The sequence below is a fragment of the Bacteroides sp. 1_1_30 genome (genome assembly GCF_020982715.1).
GTDB classification, from domain to species: Bacteria; Bacteroidota; Bacteroidia; order Bacteroidales; family Bacteroidaceae; genus Bacteroides; species Bacteroides xylanisolvens.
Genome location: NZ_JAJKHN010000045.1, coordinates 36,852 through 54,287, shown reverse-complemented (window position 1 = coordinate 54,287; position 17,436 = coordinate 36,852). Strand labels below are relative to the sequence as shown.

The 17,436-nt window shown below is 41.1% G+C and carries 16 protein-coding genes; 14 read left to right on the top strand and 2 right to left on the bottom strand.

The features are described 5' to 3' along the window. Positions 1-74 precede the first annotated feature (74 nt). The 13 genes from trpB (at position 75) to LPH68_RS14490 (ending at position 13,916) form a co-directional block, all read left to right on the top strand. Positions 75-1,262: a tryptophan synthase subunit beta gene (gene trpB / locus LPH68_RS14550; protein WP_007752215.1), complete on the top strand. Its 1,188-nt coding sequence runs from the start codon at positions 75-77 to the stop codon at positions 1,260-1,262. 48 nt (positions 1,263-1,310) lie between these two features. Beyond that, positions 1,311-2,717, top strand: coding sequence for an anthranilate synthase component I family protein (locus tag LPH68_RS14545; protein ID WP_074705262.1), 1,407 nt, complete (start codon positions 1,311-1,313; stop codon positions 2,715-2,717). 133 nt (positions 2,718-2,850) lie between these two features. After that, entirely contained in the window at positions 2,851-3,417 is a 567-nt protein-coding gene (locus LPH68_RS14540; protein WP_008770619.1) for an aminodeoxychorismate/anthranilate synthase component II, read from the top strand. Between the two features lie 4 nt (positions 3,418-3,421). Next, positions 3,422-4,417, top strand: coding sequence for an anthranilate phosphoribosyltransferase (trpD, locus tag LPH68_RS14535; protein ID WP_004316609.1), 996 nt, complete (start codon positions 3,422-3,424; stop codon positions 4,415-4,417). Between the two features lie 51 nt (positions 4,418-4,468). After that, a complete protein-coding gene (trpC, locus tag LPH68_RS14530) occupies positions 4,469-5,251 on the top strand; it encodes an indole-3-glycerol phosphate synthase TrpC (RefSeq protein WP_074705265.1) in 783 nt (260 codons plus the stop codon). Between the two features lie 26 nt (positions 5,252-5,277). Further along, positions 5,278-5,907 carry a phosphoribosylanthranilate isomerase gene (locus LPH68_RS14525; RefSeq protein WP_008640637.1) on the top strand — a complete coding sequence of 210 codons (630 nt, stop codon included), beginning with the start codon at positions 5,278-5,280 and terminating at the stop codon, positions 5,905-5,907. 12 nt (positions 5,908-5,919) lie between these two features. Continuing rightward, the gene (gene trpA, locus LPH68_RS14520; RefSeq protein ID WP_004316614.1) at positions 5,920-6,690 is read left to right on the top strand and encodes a tryptophan synthase subunit alpha; all 771 of its coding nucleotides are present in this window, start codon (positions 5,920-5,922) and stop codon (positions 6,688-6,690) included. A 221-nt stretch (positions 6,691-6,911) separates the two neighbouring features. Next, a complete protein-coding gene (locus LPH68_RS14515; protein ID WP_004316615.1) occupies positions 6,912-7,952 on the top strand; it encodes an asparaginase in 1,041 nt (346 codons plus the stop codon). A 246-nt stretch (positions 7,953-8,198) separates the two neighbouring features. After that, the gene (locus LPH68_RS14510; protein ID WP_074705270.1) at positions 8,199-10,583 is read left to right on the top strand and encodes an LruC domain-containing protein; all 2,385 of its coding nucleotides are present in this window, start codon (positions 8,199-8,201) and stop codon (positions 10,581-10,583) included. A gap of 234 nt (positions 10,584-10,817) precedes the next feature. Beyond that, positions 10,818-11,183, top strand: a complete 366-nt coding sequence (locus LPH68_RS14505) for a PleD family two-component system response regulator (RefSeq protein ID WP_004300114.1) — start codon at positions 10,818-10,820, stop codon at positions 11,181-11,183. 17 nt (positions 11,184-11,200) lie between these two features. Beyond that, entirely contained in the window at positions 11,201-12,358 is a 1,158-nt protein-coding gene (locus LPH68_RS14500; RefSeq protein WP_008022882.1) for a sugar transferase, read from the top strand. Between the two features lie 11 nt (positions 12,359-12,369). Then, positions 12,370-13,317, top strand: coding sequence for a glycosyltransferase family 2 protein (locus tag LPH68_RS14495; protein ID WP_009040483.1), 948 nt, complete (start codon positions 12,370-12,372; stop codon positions 13,315-13,317). Next, positions 13,269-13,916: a DapH/DapD/GlmU-related protein gene (locus LPH68_RS14490; RefSeq protein ID WP_004316628.1), complete on the top strand. Its 648-nt coding sequence runs from the start codon at positions 13,269-13,271 to the stop codon at positions 13,914-13,916. Before LPH68_RS14495 ends, LPH68_RS14490 begins: the two co-directional genes overlap by 49 nt. A gap of 746 nt (positions 13,917-14,662) precedes the next feature. Here the strand turns inward: LPH68_RS14490 and LPH68_RS14485 are convergent. Continuing rightward, the gene (locus LPH68_RS14485; protein ID WP_004312521.1) at positions 14,663-15,274 is read right to left on the bottom strand and encodes a LuxR C-terminal-related transcriptional regulator; all 612 of its coding nucleotides are present in this window, start codon (positions 15,272-15,274) and stop codon (positions 14,663-14,665) included. Further along, on the bottom strand, positions 15,264-15,968 hold the full coding sequence (locus LPH68_RS14480) for a hemerythrin domain-containing protein (protein ID WP_032841758.1): 705 nt from the start codon (positions 15,966-15,968) through the stop codon (positions 15,264-15,266). Before LPH68_RS14480 ends, LPH68_RS14485 begins: the two co-directional genes overlap by 11 nt. Before the next feature lie 209 nt (positions 15,969-16,177). On the opposite strand from LPH68_RS14480, the gene LPH68_RS14475 reads away from it, so the two are divergent. Next, the gene (locus LPH68_RS14475; protein ID WP_074708834.1) at positions 16,178-17,353 is read left to right on the top strand and encodes a phosphoribosylaminoimidazolecarboxamide formyltransferase; all 1,176 of its coding nucleotides are present in this window, start codon (positions 16,178-16,180) and stop codon (positions 17,351-17,353) included. The last annotated feature ends 83 nt before the right edge of the window (positions 17,354-17,436 follow it).

Sequence of the window (17,436 nt, the reverse complement as noted above, 5' to 3'; positions counted from 1 at the left end):
ACCTGCGACAGGGCTCTTTTTATTTACCCGTTTCAAAACAGATTCAATAATAACATAAAAATACAGATAGGATTATGAAAAGTTTTTTAGTTGACCAGGATGGCTATTACGGAGAATTCGGCGGTGCTTACGTACCAGAAATCCTCCACAAATGTGTTGAGGAACTAACGAATAAGTACCTCGAAGTGATTGAAAGCGAAGATTTTAAGAAGGAGTTCGACCAGTTGCTACGTGACTACGTAGGACGTCCCTCCCCACTCTATCTGGCCAAACGCCTTTCTGAAAAGTACGGTTGCAAGTTGTATCTGAAACGGGAAGACCTGAATCATACAGGTGCTCACAAAATCAACAACACCATCGGACAAATCTTACTGGCACGCCGCATGGGAAAGAAGCGTATCATCGCCGAAACCGGAGCCGGACAACATGGAGTAGCAACAGCTACCGTCTGTGCATTGATGGATATGGAATGTATCGTTTATATGGGAAAGACGGACGTAGAACGCCAGCACATCAATGTAGAGAAAATGAAAATGTTGGGAGCCACCGTTATCCCCGTTACTTCCGGCAACATGACTCTGAAAGATGCAACCAACGAAGCGATCCGCGACTGGTGCTGTCATCCTGCCGACACTTATTATATCATCGGATCTACCGTAGGTCCTCATCCCTACCCTGACATGGTAGCACGTCTGCAATCTGTTATCAGCGAAGAAATCAAAAAGCAACTGCAAGAAAAAGAAGGACGCGATTATCCGGATTATCTGATAGCCTGCGTGGGAGGAGGAAGTAATGCTGCCGGAACGATTTATCATTATATCAACGACGAACGGGTAGGCATTATCCTGGCGGAAGCGGGAGGTAAAGGAATAGAAACCGGAATGACCGCCGCTACCATCCAACTCGGCAAAATGGGAATTATCCACGGAGCACGTACCTATGTCATCCAAAACGAGGACGGACAGATAGAGGAACCATACTCCATTTCCGCCGGACTAGATTATCCGGGCATTGGTCCGATACACGCTAACCTTGCCGCCCAAAGCCGTGCCAACGTATTGGCAATCAACGACGACGAAGCGATAGAAGCTGCCTACGAACTAACCAAACTCGAAGGTATTATCCCTGCATTGGAATCCGCCCATGCATTAGGAGCTTTGAAAAAATTGAAGTTCAAGCCGGAAGATATCGTTGTATTGACTGTTTCGGGACGAGGAGACAAAGATATTGAAACCTATTTGTCGTTTAACGAACAGCTATAAATAATTAGTCAACCATCATTCGCAATCAATAATCAAGCAATTATAGAAATGAAAACATTTAATTATACTACCCATAGCAAACAAGTGCTCGGAGATATGCATACTCCCGTCAGCATTTATCTGAAAGTACGCGACATGTATCCTCAATCCGCATTAATGGAAAGTTCCGATTATCATGCCGGAGAAAATTCCCTGTCATTTATAGCCCTTTGTCCCTTGGCAAGCATCGGTGTAAACGGTGGCATTGTCACTGCCAACTATCCCGATAATAGCCGTACGGAAGAACCGCTGACAAAAACATTCAATGTAGAAAAGGCCATGAACCGGTTTATCAATCAGTTTCAGGTGGCCGGAGATAATAAGAATGTATGCGGACTTTACGGATATACGACGTTTAATGCCGTGAAGTACTTCGAGCACATCCCGGTGAAAGAAAGTCATGATGAGCAAAACGATGCTCCGGATTTACTATACATATTATATAAGTATGTCATTGTTTTCAATCATTTCAAAAATGAGCTGACATTAGTTGAAATGTTGTCCGAAGGAGAAGAAAGCGGTTTGCCGGAACTGGAAGCAGCCATCGAAAACCGGAATTATGCTTCCTACAATTTCTCTGTAACAGGCCCCGTAACCAGCCCCATCACCGACGAAGAGCACAAAGCAAATGTGCGCAAAGGAATCGCACACTGTATGCGCGGAGATGTTTTCCAAATCGTGCTTTCCAGAAGATTTATCCAACCATACGCCGGAGATGATTTCAAAGTTTATCGCGCACTCCGCAGCATCAATCCTTCTCCTTATCTTTTCTATTTCGACTTCGGAGGATATCGTATCTTTGGTTCTTCGCCGGAAACACATTGCAAAATCGAAAACGGCCGCGCCTACATTGATCCGATTGCCGGAACCACCCGTCGCACGGGAGACACAGTAAAAGACCGCGAATTGACAGAGGCTTTACTGGCCGACCCTAAAGAAAATGCAGAGCATGTCATGCTGGTTGATCTTGCAAGAAACGATCTTTCACGTAATTGCCATGACGTACGCGTGGTATTCTATAAGGAACCGCAATATTATAGCCATGTTATTCATTTGGTAAGCCGTGTCAGTGGTATGCTGAATGAAGGCGCAGACAAAATAAAAACGTTTATTGACACGTTCCCGGCCGGTACGTTAAGCGGCGCCCCCAAAGTACGCGCTATGCAGTTAATCAGTGAAATCGAGCCACATAATCGTGGAGCCTACGGTGGTTGTATCGGTTTTATCGGATTGAATGGCGAATTAAACCAAGCAATCACCATCCGTACTTTTGTAAGCCGCAACAACGAACTCTGGTTCCAGGCCGGAGGAGGTATCGTAGCACGCAGCCAAGATGAATACGAACTGCAAGAGGTGAACAATAAACTGGGAGCACTGAAAAAAGCAATTGATTTAGCTGTCAAATTAAAAAATTAACCGGCCAAAATAGTCAGCCTAAAAAATAATTGCTGTTGCCTGAAAAAAGATTCCCGTTGCCTAAACGCTTCTATTTCTTTAGGCAGAAAAGCAGAGATAGTATTTGAACAACCATTTTACAATGACAATAAAAATGAAAATATTACTTTTAGATAACTACGACTCTTTCACTTATAACCTGCTGCATGTAGTGAAAGAATTAGGGGCTACAGATATAGAAGTAGTCCGCAACGACCAGATAGAGCTTGATGAAGTAGATCGTTTTGATAAAATCATCCTGTCTCCCGGACCGGGCATACCCGAAGAAGCCGGCTTGTTACTACCTATTATTAAGAGATACGCTCCGACCAAAAGCATTCTGGGGGTTTGCCTGGGTCATCAGGCTATCGGCGAAGCCTTCGGAGCACGTCTGGAAAATCTCAAAGAAGTATATCATGGCGTACAAACTCCGGTAAGTATCATTCGTCAGGACCTGCTTTTTGAAGGATTAGGAAAAGAAATCCCTGTTGGAAGATATCATTCCTGGGTAGTCAGCCGGGAAGGCTTTCCGGACTGTCTGGAAATAACAGCAGAAAGCCAGGAGGGACAAATCATGGCAATCCGCCATAAAACGTATAATGTACATGGTATTCAGTTCCATCCCGAATCAGTATTAACTCCGCAAGGAAAAGAAATTATCAAAAACTTCTTAAACGATTAAACTTATGAAACAGATTCTATACAAACTTTTCGAACATCAATATTTGGGACGCGATGAAGCGCGCACCATTCTACAGAACATCGCGCAAGGGAAATATAACGATGTGCAAGTGGCCTCACTCATCACCGTCTTTCTGATGCGTAATATTTCCGTAGAGGAATTATGCGGTTTCCGTGACGCACTGTTGGAAATGCGTATTCCGGTCGATTTGAGTGATTTCGCTCCGATTGATATCGTAGGAACCGGAGGTGACGGAAAAAATACATTCAATATTTCTACAGCTTCCTGCTTCACAGTTGCCGGAGCCGGCTTCCCGGTTGTGAAACATGGTAACTATGGAGCAACGTCGGTCAGTGGTGCCAGTAATGTAATGGAGCAACACGGTGTAAAATTCACCAGTGATGTAGACCAACTGCGTCGCAGCATGGAAAAATGCAATCTTGCTTATCTGCATGCCCCTTTATTCAATCCGGCATTAAAAGCAGTAGCTCCGGTTCGTAAAGGATTGGCAGTGCGCACTTTCTTCAATATGCTCGGTCCATTGGTAAATCCGGTATTACCTGCTTACCAATTGTTAGGAGTTTACAATCTACCGTTACTTCGCCTTTACACCTATACTTATCAGGAAAGCAAGACGAAATTTGCCGTTGTTCATAGCCTTGACGGATATGATGAGATTTCTCTGACCAATGAGTTTAAAGTGGCAACCAGCGATCATGAAAAGATTTACACTCCCGAAAGCCTCGGCTTCTCCCGTTATAAGGATATTGATCTGGATGGCGGACAAACACCGGAAGATGCAGCTAAGATTTTCGATCATATCATGAATAATACAGCTACGGAAGCTCAAAAAAATGTAGTGATAGTCAACTCTGCTTTCGCTATCCATGTGATTCGTCCGGAAAAGACAATTGAAGAATGTATTGCTCTTGCCAAAGAATCATTGGAAAGCGGACGTGCATTAGCAACACTAAAAAAATTCATCGAATTGAATAGTTAATTTGATTTACGATTAGCAAGTCTGATTATAAATATAAAAACAAACGAACTAATGAAAGATATATTATCCGAGATTATAGCAAACAAACGATTTGAAGTTGACCTGCAAAAGCAGGCTATTTCTATCGAACAATTACAGGAAGGTATCAGCGAATCTCCGACTCCCCGCTCTATGAAGCAGGCATTAGCCTCTTCCACATCAGGTATTATCGCCGAGTTCAAGCGGCGCTCTCCTTCCAAAGGATGGATACAAGAAGAAGCGCGTCCGGAAGAGATCGTTCCCTCCTATGCAGCGGCAGGTGCCTCCGCCCTTTCCATCCTTACTGATGAGAAGTTTTTCGGAGGAAGCCTGAAAGATATCCGCGCCGCACGCCCTTTGGTGGAAATTCCCATCCTTAGAAAGGACTTCATCATTGATGAATACCAGCTTTACCAAGCTAAAATTGTTGGTGCAGATGCCGTACTTCTCATTGCAGCCGCACTAGAACCGGAAAAATGCAATGAACTTGCAGAAAAAGCCCATGAATTAGGACTGGAGGTCTTATTAGAGATTCATAGTTCCGAAGAACTGGCGTACATCAACAAAGGAATAGATATGGTAGGTATCAACAACCGTAATCTGGGTACTTTCTTCACCGATGTAGAAAACTCTTTCCGCCTGGCCGGACAACTTCCTCAAGATTCGGTACTGGTATCTGAAAGCGGCATCTCCGATCCGGAAATAGTTAAACGCCTCCGGGCAGCCGGATTCCGGGGATTCCTGATCGGCGAAACATTTATGAAAACACAGCGACCGGGAGAAACTTTACAGAATTTCCTGCAAGCCATTCAATAAACTAATTATTCAAAACGGACAGCCCTATGATTAACGGAAAAATTATCAAAGTATGCGGTATGCGAGAAGCTGAAAACATACAGGACGTAGAGGCTATCGAAGGCATAGATATGCTGGGATTCATCTTTTATCCTAAATCTCCCCGATGTGTCTACGAGCTTCCGGCTTACCTGCCCACTCATGCCCGGCGTGTCGGCGTCTTTGTCAATGAAGATAAGCAAGTGGTCAGCATGTATGCTGATCGTTTCGGACTGAATGATGTGCAACTCCACGGAAATGAATCGCCGGAATACTGCCGGTCCTTACATTCTACCGGATTGAAAATCATCAAGGCCTTTTCCGTAGACCGCCCCAAAGACTTGAAAAAGGTGTATGACTACGAAAAAGTCTGTGATCTTTTTCTGTTCGATACCAAATGCGAGCAATATGGTGGTTCGGGAAATCAATTTGATTGGAGCATATTACACACATATAACGGAGATGTACCTTTCCTTTTGAGCGGAGGTATCAACTCATACAGTGCCAATGCCCTGAAAGAATTCAAGCATCCCCGGCTTGCCGGATATGATCTCAACAGCCGTTTTGAAACCAAACCGGGAGAAAAAGATCCGGAGCGTATCCGGACATTTTTAAACGAATTAAAATCATCACTTTAAAATTCCAACGTCATGAATAGAATTAATCAACTTTTCAATAGCAACAAGAAAGACATACTTTCTATTTATTTTTGTGCCGGCACCCCCACTTTAGATGGTACTGCCAATGTAATCCGCACACTCGAAAAACATGGAGTAAGCATGATTGAAATCGGTATTCCTTTCAGTGATCCGATGGCAGACGGCATTGTTATCCAGAATGCCGCTACCCAAGCATTGCGCAACGGCATGTCTTTAAAACTTCTTTTTGAACAATTGCGGGATATTCGCAAGGACGTAAAAATACCACTTGTATTCATGGGGTACTTAAATCCAATCATGCAATTCGGATTTGAAAACTTCTGCCGTAAATGCGTGGAATGCGGTATTGATGGTGTTATCATCCCCGATCTCCCTTTCCGTGATTATCAAGAACATTATCGTATCATTGCAGAGCGCTACAACATCAAAGTGATTATGCTCATCACACCGGAGACCAGCGAAGAACGGGTACGCGAAATAGATACACATACCGACGGATTCATTTACATGGTTTCATCAGCAGCAACTACCGGAGCACAACAGAATTTCAACGAACAAAAACAGGCATACTTCAAGAAAATAAAAGATATGCATCTGAACAATCCGTTGATGATAGGATTTGGCATCTCCAATAAAGCGACGTTCCAGGCAGCTTGCGAACACGCTTCCGGAGCTATCATCGGCAGTAAGTTCGTTACTCTGCTCGAAGAAGAAAAAGACCCGGAAAAAGCCATCCTTAAATTAAAAGAAGCGGTGAAATGATTTATGATTTATAATTTATGAATTATGATTTATGCGAATCAGCAGTTGAATCCAGGGCATTGGTAATTCTAATAAATTAATCAAGTGTGAGGGATGTGAGGGAGGTTCACATGAATGATAAATCTACAAAATCATTCGAAAACTCATAAATCATAATTCATAAATCATAAATCACTATTTTTTCCTATCTTTGCCAGCGTTTTAACAGTAATTCAACAATTATGAGAGCAGAAACCCCTTCCGTTTTGTTAATTTACACGGGTGGAACTATCGGAATGATAGAGAATCCGGAAACAGGTGCTTTAGAAAACTTCAACTTCGATCATTTGCTTAAGCATGTACCCGAACTAAAAAGATTCAACTACCGCATCTCTTCCTACCAATTTGATCCCCCTCTCGACTCTTCGGATATGGAACCTGCTTACTGGGCAAAGCTAGTAAAGATTATCAATTACAATTATGATTATTTTGATGGTTTTGTCATCCTTCACGGAACAGATACGATGGCTTACACAGCCTCTGCATTAAGCTTTATGCTCGAAAACCTAAGCAAGCCCGTCATTCTCACCGGTTCCCAGTTACCAATCGGAACTTTGCGCACAGACGGAAAAGAAAATCTCATCACAGCCATTGAGATCGCAGCTGCCAAAAACACGGATGGTACGGCCATTGTTCCTGAAGTATGTATTTTCTTTGAAAATCATTTGATGCGTGGCAACCGTACTACCAAAATTAATGCGGAGAATTTTAACGCTTTTCGCTCTTTCAATTATCCACCCTTGGCACGGGTAGGCATCCACATCAAATATGAACCTAATCTCATCCGGAAACCGGACCCGACAAAACCATTAAAGCCACATTATCTATTTGACACTAATGTAGTTATTTTGACCCTCTTCCCTGGTATTCAGGAGAGTATCGTAACTTCTCTGCTTCATGTTCCCGGATTGAAGGCAGTTGTCATGAAAACCTTCGGTTCAGGAAATGCCCCGCAAAAGAAATGGTTCATCCGCCAACTAAAGGAAGCTACCGATCGCGGAATTATCATTGTCAACATCACACAGTGTGCCTCCGGAGCAGTAGAGATGGGACGTTATGAAACAGGAATGCACCTTTTGGAAGCAGGTGTAATCAGCGGATATGACAGCACTCCCGAATGTGCCATAACAAAGCTCATGTTTTTATTGGGACATGGATTACCCAACAAGGATATCCGATATAAAATGAACTCCTGCTTAATAGGAGAAATTACTAAGTCTTAAATTAAATACACTTAATATAATCCTTTGATTTTCATTTTAAGCAGAGCAGTCTTATAAAAGTGAAAATCAAGGGATTTCTCTTCACCATCATCGAGACTTCATCAAACCTAAACGAGCCAAAGAAGAACCAAAACAGAAGTATAGTTGTTTTCACTCTATAAAATAACAGAAAAAACATTTCCAATAAAAGATATGCAGTTATTTTTGTGATGGATTTGGTTACAAACAATCAAGCAATAATACATTATGATGAAGAAAACAGTTCAATTTGTGCCCATTATTGCAATAGCAATAGCAGGTACTATGTTTAGTTGTGTGGACTCCGGAAAGGATCTCTATGATCCGTCTTATGAAACACCTAACCCGATGGGAGACGGCTTTGCTGCTCCCGATGATATCAATTGGAACATGATAACCACTAAAAATGTTTCAGTCGAAGTGAAAGATGAAGAAGGAGGGCAATTTGCTTATTTAATTGAAATATATGCAGAAGATCCTTTGACTAACGAAAATGCTTCCGTACTCGCTACAAGGACAGCTAACAAAGAAAACAACTTTAAATTTACAGCTGCTGTCAGCCTGCTTCCCACTCAAAAGGGTATTTACGTGAAACAAACCGACCCAAGAGGACGTGAACAGGTATATCAGTTCGATGTGCCGGAAAACAGCGATAATATTACCTGTAAGCTCTATTATGCAGAATCTGCAGCACAAAATAGAGCATTAATGAGTCGTGGTGTCGCTACAAGAAGCCTCGCATTTGAAAAACCGGATTATTCTTCCATACCAGCTGACGCTAAGGAAGTTACAGAAATGACAGGAACTACTTTACTGCGTAATGCTAATTACAAAATCACCTCTGACTATAATGGTATATTCAAATTTGACGGATATGACGGTGATATTGCAACCAGAGTTTATGTAGATGCCCAATGGACTATTCCTGCAACTTTCCAATTCCAGAACGGAATTGAAATCATTGTGATGAACAATGCAAAGATTAATGCATCAGGAACCATGACGTTCATCAGAAACTCCATGCTGACTATCATGGAAAAAGGAGAAGTAAACGCAGACGATGTATCATTCACCAATGGAGCGCCTGCTGCATTAAGAAACTGGGGGACACTGGCTGTGACAAACACCATGACTCTACATTCCGGTGCAACACTCTACAACAAAGGAACCATAACCAGCAAAAATATCTCGATCAACTCTAACACAAAAATTGTGAATGACAATAAGATAGAGCTGGAAGATGAATTAAATCTGCCAGCTAATTTCTCATTGGAAAATAACGGAGAGATTTATGGAGAGAAATTAATTGCAAATTCTAATGCTGTTGCTACCAATAACAACATCATGAGATTTACAACCATCAGCCTCATCAATACAACATTCAACAATGCTTGCAGCCTGGAAGCCACAACTTCTTTCTATGCAAACGGAGCAACATTCAACTTTACCCAAGGATATTTAAAAGCTCCTACGATGGAGTTTGTTAATGGGACAGTCAACTTGAGCAATGGTTCTATGCTGGATGCAACTACAAGTATTTACATGAATACGGCTCATGCTAAATTTTACGGAAAAGGCGAAAATACTTCTATGATAAAATCTCCGGTTATAACCGGACAAGGTTTTACGTATGACGGAAATTTAGTTATTGAATGTGATAATCATGTTGAAAAAAGCCCATATTGGAACAACTTCCATGTACAAAATGGCGCATACTTCACTAGAATGGGAGAATCCAAAGTCGTGATAGATGTCTGCACGGGTACTAAGAATAATGGAAATGAAGGAGAAGAACCAGAAGATCCTAAATTCCCGATCATCATGGATGATACTCGTAATTACGCTTATCTATTTGAAGACCAGTGGCCTTTATATGGAGATTACGATATGAACGACCTTGTTTTGATTATCAAAGAAAGAAAGATTTCCATCAACAAGGATAATAAGGCAGAAGAGTTCACGCTAAGTCTTGATTTATCGGCTGCCGGAGCTACGAAGAGCATCGGAGCTGCTATCATGCTGGACGGTATTCCTGCCAGTGCTATCACGCAACCGGTGGTGTTCAGTGATAACTCTCTTGCTAAAAACTTTAATGTGAATAGTAATAAGATTGAGAACGGCCAGGACTATGCTGTTATCCCATTATTTGACGATGCTCACAACGCATTGGGAAGAGACCGTTACGAACAGATTAATACCATTAAAGATCATTCTGCCAATACGAATCCTAAAAATATCAGTTTCACAATCAAGTTCAGCAACCCTATTTCTGTGGATGAGCTTAATATCAACAAACTGAATGTGTTCATCTTCGTAGAAGGAAACAGAAACCAACGTAAAGAGATCCATATCGTCGGTTACCAACCCACTAAGTTAGCAAATACCGACTTGTTCGGAGGCAACAACGACGATAGCTCTACTTCCCGCAAAAGATATTACATCAGTAAAGACAACCTGGCATGGGGAATCATGGTTCCGACAGACTTCAAATGGCCTTTGGAATATGTGAATATCAAATCTGCTTACTCGCTGTTCGAAAGTTGGGTAACAAGTGGCGGTACTAAGAATGAAGAATGGTGGAAAACTTTTGATTCATCAAGAGTCTATAAATAAGCCAAACAGTCAATCATCAACACGGATTTCATGAAAGTTGAAATCCGTGTTTTTTCATCAAGATACTGTTAGTCGCAATTAATAGAAAAAAAACATATATCACGAATTTTACTCTCCAGAATGGAGATTATTCTAAAATAATATCTATATTTGCAGTGTATCACAAATATAATGTGACAACAATCTCAATCAATAAATCAAATAACAAAGCAAGCGATAGAAAGGTCTATTCGTATGAAGAAAAAAATATTACTAGTCGACGATAAATCGACAATCGGAAAAGTGGCCGGTGTGTATCTAGGAAAAGAGTATGATTTTACCTATTTGGAAGATCCCATCAAAGCAATAGAATGGCTTAATGAAGGCAATGTACCTGACCTCATTATTTCAGACATTCGTATGCCTCTTATGATGGGTGATGAATTTTTAAGATACATGAAGAACAATGAATTATTCAAATCAATTCCTATCGTTATGTTATCCAGCGAAGAAAGTACAACGGAAAGAATCAGACTACTGGAAGAGGGAGCAGAAGACTATATCCTGAAACCATTCAACCCATTGGAACTCAAAATCCGAATCAAAAAGATTATTGACTAATACCGGGTCTTCTACACATGCAATATTTTGTTTATATAGGCAGAGATAGCAAAACAATAGAACTACTCTCCCGACTAAGTATTGGGGTATTCTATGCTGCGTCCAATTGTAGCAAAGCTGTCAAAGTATTGGAGAAAATACGCGAAAAATATGACGCAGCCCTATTTTTCGAACAGGTGAACTTATCCCAAGATATTGCAGATATCCAATACATGCGCAAAAAATATCCGGGACTTTATATGATACTCGTCATCGATTCCTTGTCTAAGGAAGAAGCATCCGAATATCTTAAAGCCGGCATTAACAATACAATCAAATATGAAACGAGCCAAGAGGCTTTAAAGGACTTATCGACTTTCCTTAAACGAAGAAAAGATCAGAAAATAAAGGCACTTCAGCTTAAAACACAAAATATTAATGCTTTCCGATTGCCTTTATGGAAACGAACTTTTGATATATTCTTTTCGGGAATGGCGATATTATGCCTTTCTCCTCTCCTAATATTTACTGCATTAGCTATCCGGTTAGAAAGCAAGGGCCCCATTATCTACAAATCCAAGCGAGTAGGAAGTAACTATCAGATATTCGACTTCCTTAAATTCCGTTCGATGTACACTGATGCCGACAAGCATTTAAAGGATTTCAATGCTCTTAACCAGTATCAACAGGAAGATGAGGATATTTGGGGGGAAGAACTGGAACCGGATATTAATGAAGAAGCCGACGAAGAAGAAATCCTCCTGATATCGGACGATTTCGTAATCTCCGAAGAAGACTACATCAACAAGAAGTCCAAAGAAAAAAGCAATGCTTTCGTTAAATTGGAAAATGACCCGAGAATAACAAAGATAGGACGCATTATCCGTAAATATAGTATTGACGAATTACCCCAGCTTATTAATATTTTAAAGGGGGATATGTCAATAGTAGGCAACCGTCCTCTCCCACTCTACGAAGCCGAATTGCTGACAAGCGATGAGCACATCGACCGTTTCATGGGGCCGGCCGGATTGACCGGTTTATGGCAGGTAGAGAAAAGAGGCGAAGCCGGTAAACTTTCTGCCGAAGAACGCAAGCAGTTAGATATCACCTATGCAAAGACATTCTCTTTCTGGCTGGATATAAAGATTATTCTGAAAACAGTTACTGCATTCATTCAAAAAGAGAACGTATAATCTCCTTTCAGATGATAGACTCTTATATCTACATAATAGATGATCTGATATTCTTTTGTACAGGGCTTTTGCTGCTATACCTCTTTGTGATGGCCGTAGCTTCACATTTCAAACATATCACTTATCCTAAAGCTCAAAAAACATATCGTTGCGCTATTCTCGTTCCGGAAGGAAGCCTTCTTCCGGAAATATATAAAGAAGAATCATACGAGTTTATCACATACAGCGATCTGCATCAGGCAATCAACAGTTTAGACCAGGAGCATTACGATCTGGTTCTCTTTCTGTCCCATACAGCCTCTGCTTTATCTCCGCAATTTCTGGACAAAATATACAATGCATACGATGCCGGTATACAAGCCATCCAGCTACATACGGTAATAGAAAACCGCAAAGGTTTCCGTAATCGCTTCCGTGCTATACGTGAAGAAATAAAAAACAGCCTTTGCAGAGCCGGTAATACACAATTCGGACTATCCTCCCATTTGCTGGGAACTAATATGGCAATCGATCTGAAATGGCTGCAAAAGAACATGAAAAGTTCCAAAACCAATATTGAGCGAAAGTTATTCCGGCAGAATATATACATTGATTACCTGCCGGACGTAATTGTATACTGCCAATCCGCTCCGGTCTGCCCTTATCGGAAACGTATCCGGAAAACGACTTCCTACTTGCTCCCTTCCATATTTGAGGGAAACTGGAGTTTCTGCAACCGGATCGTACAACAATTGACACCTTCTCCACTTAAATTATGTATCATCGTAAGCGTTTGGGCTTCGTTGATAACCGTATACAATTGGACCTTATCATTCGGATGGTGGATCGCACTCTTCGGTCTATTAATCACTTACAGCCTGGCAATCCCTGATTATCTGGTAGAAGACAAAAAGAAGAAAAAACATTCAATATGGAGAAAAAAACACTTAAACAACGAATTAAAGAAAACCCCGGCTTGAAACAGGCTGTGCATCGTTTCATCATGCATCCCGTTAAAACTCGCCCCAACTGGTGGATACGGCTCTTCGATTTCATATACCTGAAACGTGGAAAGGGTTCTGTCATCTACCGGAGTGTCCGCAAAGACCTCCCTCCTTTCAACCGGTTCTTCTTGGGAAAATATTCTGTTGTCGAAGATTTCTCCTGTCTGAACAATGCAGTTGGCGACTTAACAATCGGAGATTATACACGCATCGGATTAAGAAATACAATCATAGGTCCGGTTCATATCGGCAACCACGTCAATCTGGCACAGAATGTAACAGTCACAGGACTCAACCACAATTACCAGGATGCGGAAAAGATGATTGATGAACAAGGAGTCAGCACACTGCCTGTTGTCATTGAGGATGATGTATGGGTAGGCGCCAATTCGGTCATTCTACCGGGAGTAACCTTAGGAAGACATTGCGTAGTGGCTGCCGGAAGCGTAGTCAGTCATTCCGTTCCACCTTATTCAATATGCGCCGGATGCCCTGCAAGAATCATAAAAGCATACGATTTCGAGACTAAAGAGTGGAAGAAAGTAGAGAAAACGCCTGCCACTAACCATAAATAGTGAGAACTACTACATAATATACCTCATAAAGGTGATTGTGACTCATACTGAAACGAACTATCTTTGCAGTATCAGAATTGAATTAATTAGTCATAATTTTATTACGTAGCCACATTTAAGTAAAAAATGAAATAGAATCCTGCCGAAGCGATTTCGTCGGGATTTTGTTTTTTATTACCCTCCTAACCTGCAAGATCAAGCAACCCTATTCATCGATAAGTTTTCGTCTACAAAATAGTGACGCTATCCGGCAAGGATAGTGACGGTATATGTCCGGGATAGCAACGGTATCGTTGTCATATACCGTCACTATTTTTTCGCTTGCATGGACCCTTAAACCTACTATATAGTCTATACTAATAATACTCTCTGTTTAACCCATAACAATGCGACAGACTTAAATCCCATATAAATAAAAAAAACGAGCTAATTCTTTTTATAGAACCACTCGCCACCGCATCAGAAAAGCCTAAAGGCTTTTCCATAGTACCTCAAATTTCCTGAAAACTAATCTTCTTTTTACCTAAAAACGTCTTACCTATTGTTATCCTTTTACCTTCTATTAAAAACTTATCCTATTGAACTAAACTAAAAAACTTTTAATACCTTAAACTGTCTAATCTAATACCTCTATTTAATATTTTCTTTTACCTTATAAACTAACAGCAATTTCTCAACTGCTTTGCAAAGGTACGAATATTTTTCGTGTGCGCAAACGGTTTTATATTTTATAACACTTCCGCAGGCTATAAGTCTTTCACATCGCTCAATGCAACCAGCTTATTTACAATAGCATAGATAGTCAAACCGGCAGCACTATGTATTTGCAATTTTTTGCTAATATTTCTCCGGTGTGTAATCACCGTATGAATCGACAAAAAAAGCTTTTCCGCTATTTCCTTATTTGTCATTCCCTTCACCACACAGATAACGATTTCCTTTTCCCGCTGGCTAAGCGTATCCTGATTATCCATCCCTTCTTCTTCAGAAACCACATTCAGCAAACCCGCAATTTTCTTAGAAAGAGTTTCCAAATCATCGAATATTGAAATAGACTCATCATACTTACCCAATAATGAAGCATCTACAAAAGAAGTAACCAACGCTATTAAACGTATCCTTTTACCAGATATTTCTTCTCGAAACTTAGCTACATCAAAGTAATCACCAAAAGCAGGATTGACAATCAACATCTCGGGACATTGCGTCCGGACGCAATCGTGCAAAGCTTCAACAGACAACAATTCTATTGGTTGCACTTTTACGTTAGAAAGACGCTTCAACGCAGCAGTCAACCCACCACGAATAATTACAGAAGTTTCTGCAATAGCAATTCGAACGACCTCATTATTTTTCATTTTCCCTCATCCTCCTTTCCAAATTCAGAATAGCAGGAACAAAAATATAATCCTCCACTTTGCAATGAGATTCCAATCCGGCTTCGCAAGCATATATATCAAAAAGAGCCGCATTCAGAAGATTCTCATTTGCCTTGGCGGGACAATATTTTATAATGATATTTTTTAGTTCTGTCAACTTCTCCCCTACCTGATCGTGATGTTTGGAAAAGGTACTGATCTGGTAGTTTTTGGGAGCATTTCCCTTAATCAATGAATCGACATACTTAAAGACGGTTTTCTCTTCATAATCCATGTGCTTACGCACTTCCCGTGTATATTCGTCAAAGAACTTGAGAATAAGAAAAGCCACATCGTCCTGCGAACAGTCGATTGCCTCGATCAGTTTACGACGAATAGCCGGAAGAGAAAAATCAAGAAAATAAATATGTGCCTGCCGCAGATAATCAATCAATGCAGGTATGGAAATATCATCTTTATCCCCATCGAGCCGGGAAAAGCCTTCGGCCATAAAGTTGACTACAATCAGAAAGGTCCGACAGTCCACTCCATTTAGTTCACAAACTTCTTTGACTGTTTTGTCACCAAAACCCAACGAAAGTCCAAAACGACTCATCACTTGCAACAAAGAATAATTATCGCTGATGAGATCGATCATCTTATCAGTTGGCTTGTATTTCTGTAAATTATCCATCATACCTATGTATATTAGAGACTGCAAAGAAACGGAATATTTTGCTGAAATACAATCATCATTTATAGGTATTTTACATCCTCATTCGTTAGCAAATACTAATTATATGCTACTATTTTGTGGCACAACTTTAGGCAAGCTAGTCTTTTTTTAGTAATTTTGTCGCTATCTATTTGTAATTAGTAACTCGTAATTTTATATTTAATAAAATGGCAAACGAACTCGAACTGAAATACGGCTGCAACCCTAACCAAAAGCCTGCCCGTATCTTCATGAAAGAAGGAGAACTCCCCATCGAAGTATTGAATGGACGTCCCGGTTATATCAATCTGCTGGATGCGTTCAACAGTTGGCAATTAGTGAAAGAACTGAAAGAAGCTACCGGACTGCCGGCTGCCGCTTCTTTTAAACATGTCAGCCCTGCGGGTGCTGCTGTTGCGGTAGAAATGAGCGACACGCTGAAAAAGATTTATTTCGTAGACGACATGAAACTCTCTCCATTAGCCACAGCATACGCACGTGCACGTGGCGCAGACCGTATGTCATCATACGGAGATTTCATCGCATTGTCCGACACTTGCGACGAAGAAACAGCACGCATCATCAACCGTGAAGTGTCCGACGGCGTAATTGCCCCCGACTACACAGCCGAAGCGCTGGAAATTCTGAAGAATAAAAGAAAAGGGACTTACAATGTAATAAAGATAGATCCTGCATACCGTCCGGCTCCTATCGAACACAAAGATGTATTCGGAGTGACTTTCGAACAAGGAAGAAACGAATTGAAAATCGATGAAAGCCTTTTGAAAGAGATGCCTACGCAGAACAAAGAAATTCCGGCTGATGCAAAACGTGACTTAATCATTGCCTTAATCACTTTAAAATATACGCAATCCAATTCGGTGTGTTATGCCAAAGACGGGCAGGCAATCGGTATTGGCGCAGGCCAACAGTCACGCATCCACTGTACGCGTCTGGCAGGAAATAAAGCAGATATCTGGTATTTACGCCAACATCCGAAAGTGATGAACTTGCCATGGATTGAAAAAATCCGTCGTGCAGATCGTGACAACACTATCGACGTTTACATCTCGGAGGATTATGACGATGTATTGGCAGACGGCGTTTGGCAGCAGTTCTTCACAGAAAAGCCGGAAGTGCTGACACGTGAAGAAAAACGGGCATGGCTGAATACGATGACAGGTGTAGCTTTAGGATCGGACGCTTTCTTCCCATTCGGAGATAATATAGAACGCGCGCATAAAAGCGGTGTCAGCTACATTGCACAACCGGGTGGTTCCGTACGTGATGACCATGTGATTGGAACTTGCGACAAATATAATATGGCAATGGCATTTACAGGCATCCGCCTATTCCACCATTAACAATATCGACTATTTTTATTCCATATATCCCCATTTATAATGAGAATGAGACAAATCTTCCATTATAAATGGGGATTTCCTAT

Bases quoted from the DNA above. Each gene is read 5' to 3' on its own strand.
- LPH68_RS14485 (WP_004312521.1), bottom strand. From the start codon at position 15,274: ATGAAAAATAATGAGGTCGTTCGAATTGCTATTGCAGAAACTTCTGTA.
- LPH68_RS14545 (WP_074705262.1), top strand. From the start codon at position 1,311: ATGAAAACATTTAATTATACTACCCATAGCAAACAAGTGCTCGGAGAT.
- trpA (WP_004316614.1), top strand. From the start codon at position 5,920: ATGAATAGAATTAATCAACTTTTCAATAGCAACAAGAAAGACATACTT.
- LPH68_RS14505 (WP_004300114.1), top strand. From the start codon at position 10,818: ATGAAGAAAAAAATATTACTAGTCGACGATAAATCGACAATCGGAAAA.
- LPH68_RS14540 (WP_008770619.1), top strand. From the start codon at position 2,851: ATGAAAATATTACTTTTAGATAACTACGACTCTTTCACTTATAACCTG.
- LPH68_RS14490 (WP_004316628.1), top strand. From the start codon at position 13,269: ATGGAGAAAAAAACACTTAAACAACGAATTAAAGAAAACCCCGGCTTG.
- LPH68_RS14510 (WP_074705270.1), top strand. From the start codon at position 8,199: ATGATGAAGAAAACAGTTCAATTTGTGCCCATTATTGCAATAGCAATA.
- LPH68_RS14525 (WP_008640637.1), top strand. From the start codon at position 5,278: ATGATTAACGGAAAAATTATCAAAGTATGCGGTATGCGAGAAGCTGAA.
- LPH68_RS14480 (WP_032841758.1), bottom strand. From the start codon at position 15,968: ATGGATAATTTACAGAAATACAAGCCAACTGATAAGATGATCGATCTC.
- LPH68_RS14495 (WP_009040483.1), top strand. From the start codon at position 12,370: ATGATAGACTCTTATATCTACATAATAGATGATCTGATATTCTTTTGT.
- LPH68_RS14515 (WP_004316615.1), top strand. From the start codon at position 6,912: ATGAGAGCAGAAACCCCTTCCGTTTTGTTAATTTACACGGGTGGAACT.
- trpD (WP_004316609.1), top strand. From the start codon at position 3,422: ATGAAACAGATTCTATACAAACTTTTCGAACATCAATATTTGGGACGC.
- trpB (WP_007752215.1), top strand. From the start codon at position 75: ATGAAAAGTTTTTTAGTTGACCAGGATGGCTATTACGGAGAATTCGGC.
- LPH68_RS14475 (WP_074708834.1), top strand. From the start codon at position 16,178: ATGGCAAACGAACTCGAACTGAAATACGGCTGCAACCCTAACCAAAAG.
- LPH68_RS14500 (WP_008022882.1), top strand. From the start codon at position 11,201: ATGCAATATTTTGTTTATATAGGCAGAGATAGCAAAACAATAGAACTA.
- trpC (WP_074705265.1), top strand. From the start codon at position 4,469: ATGAAAGATATATTATCCGAGATTATAGCAAACAAACGATTTGAAGTT.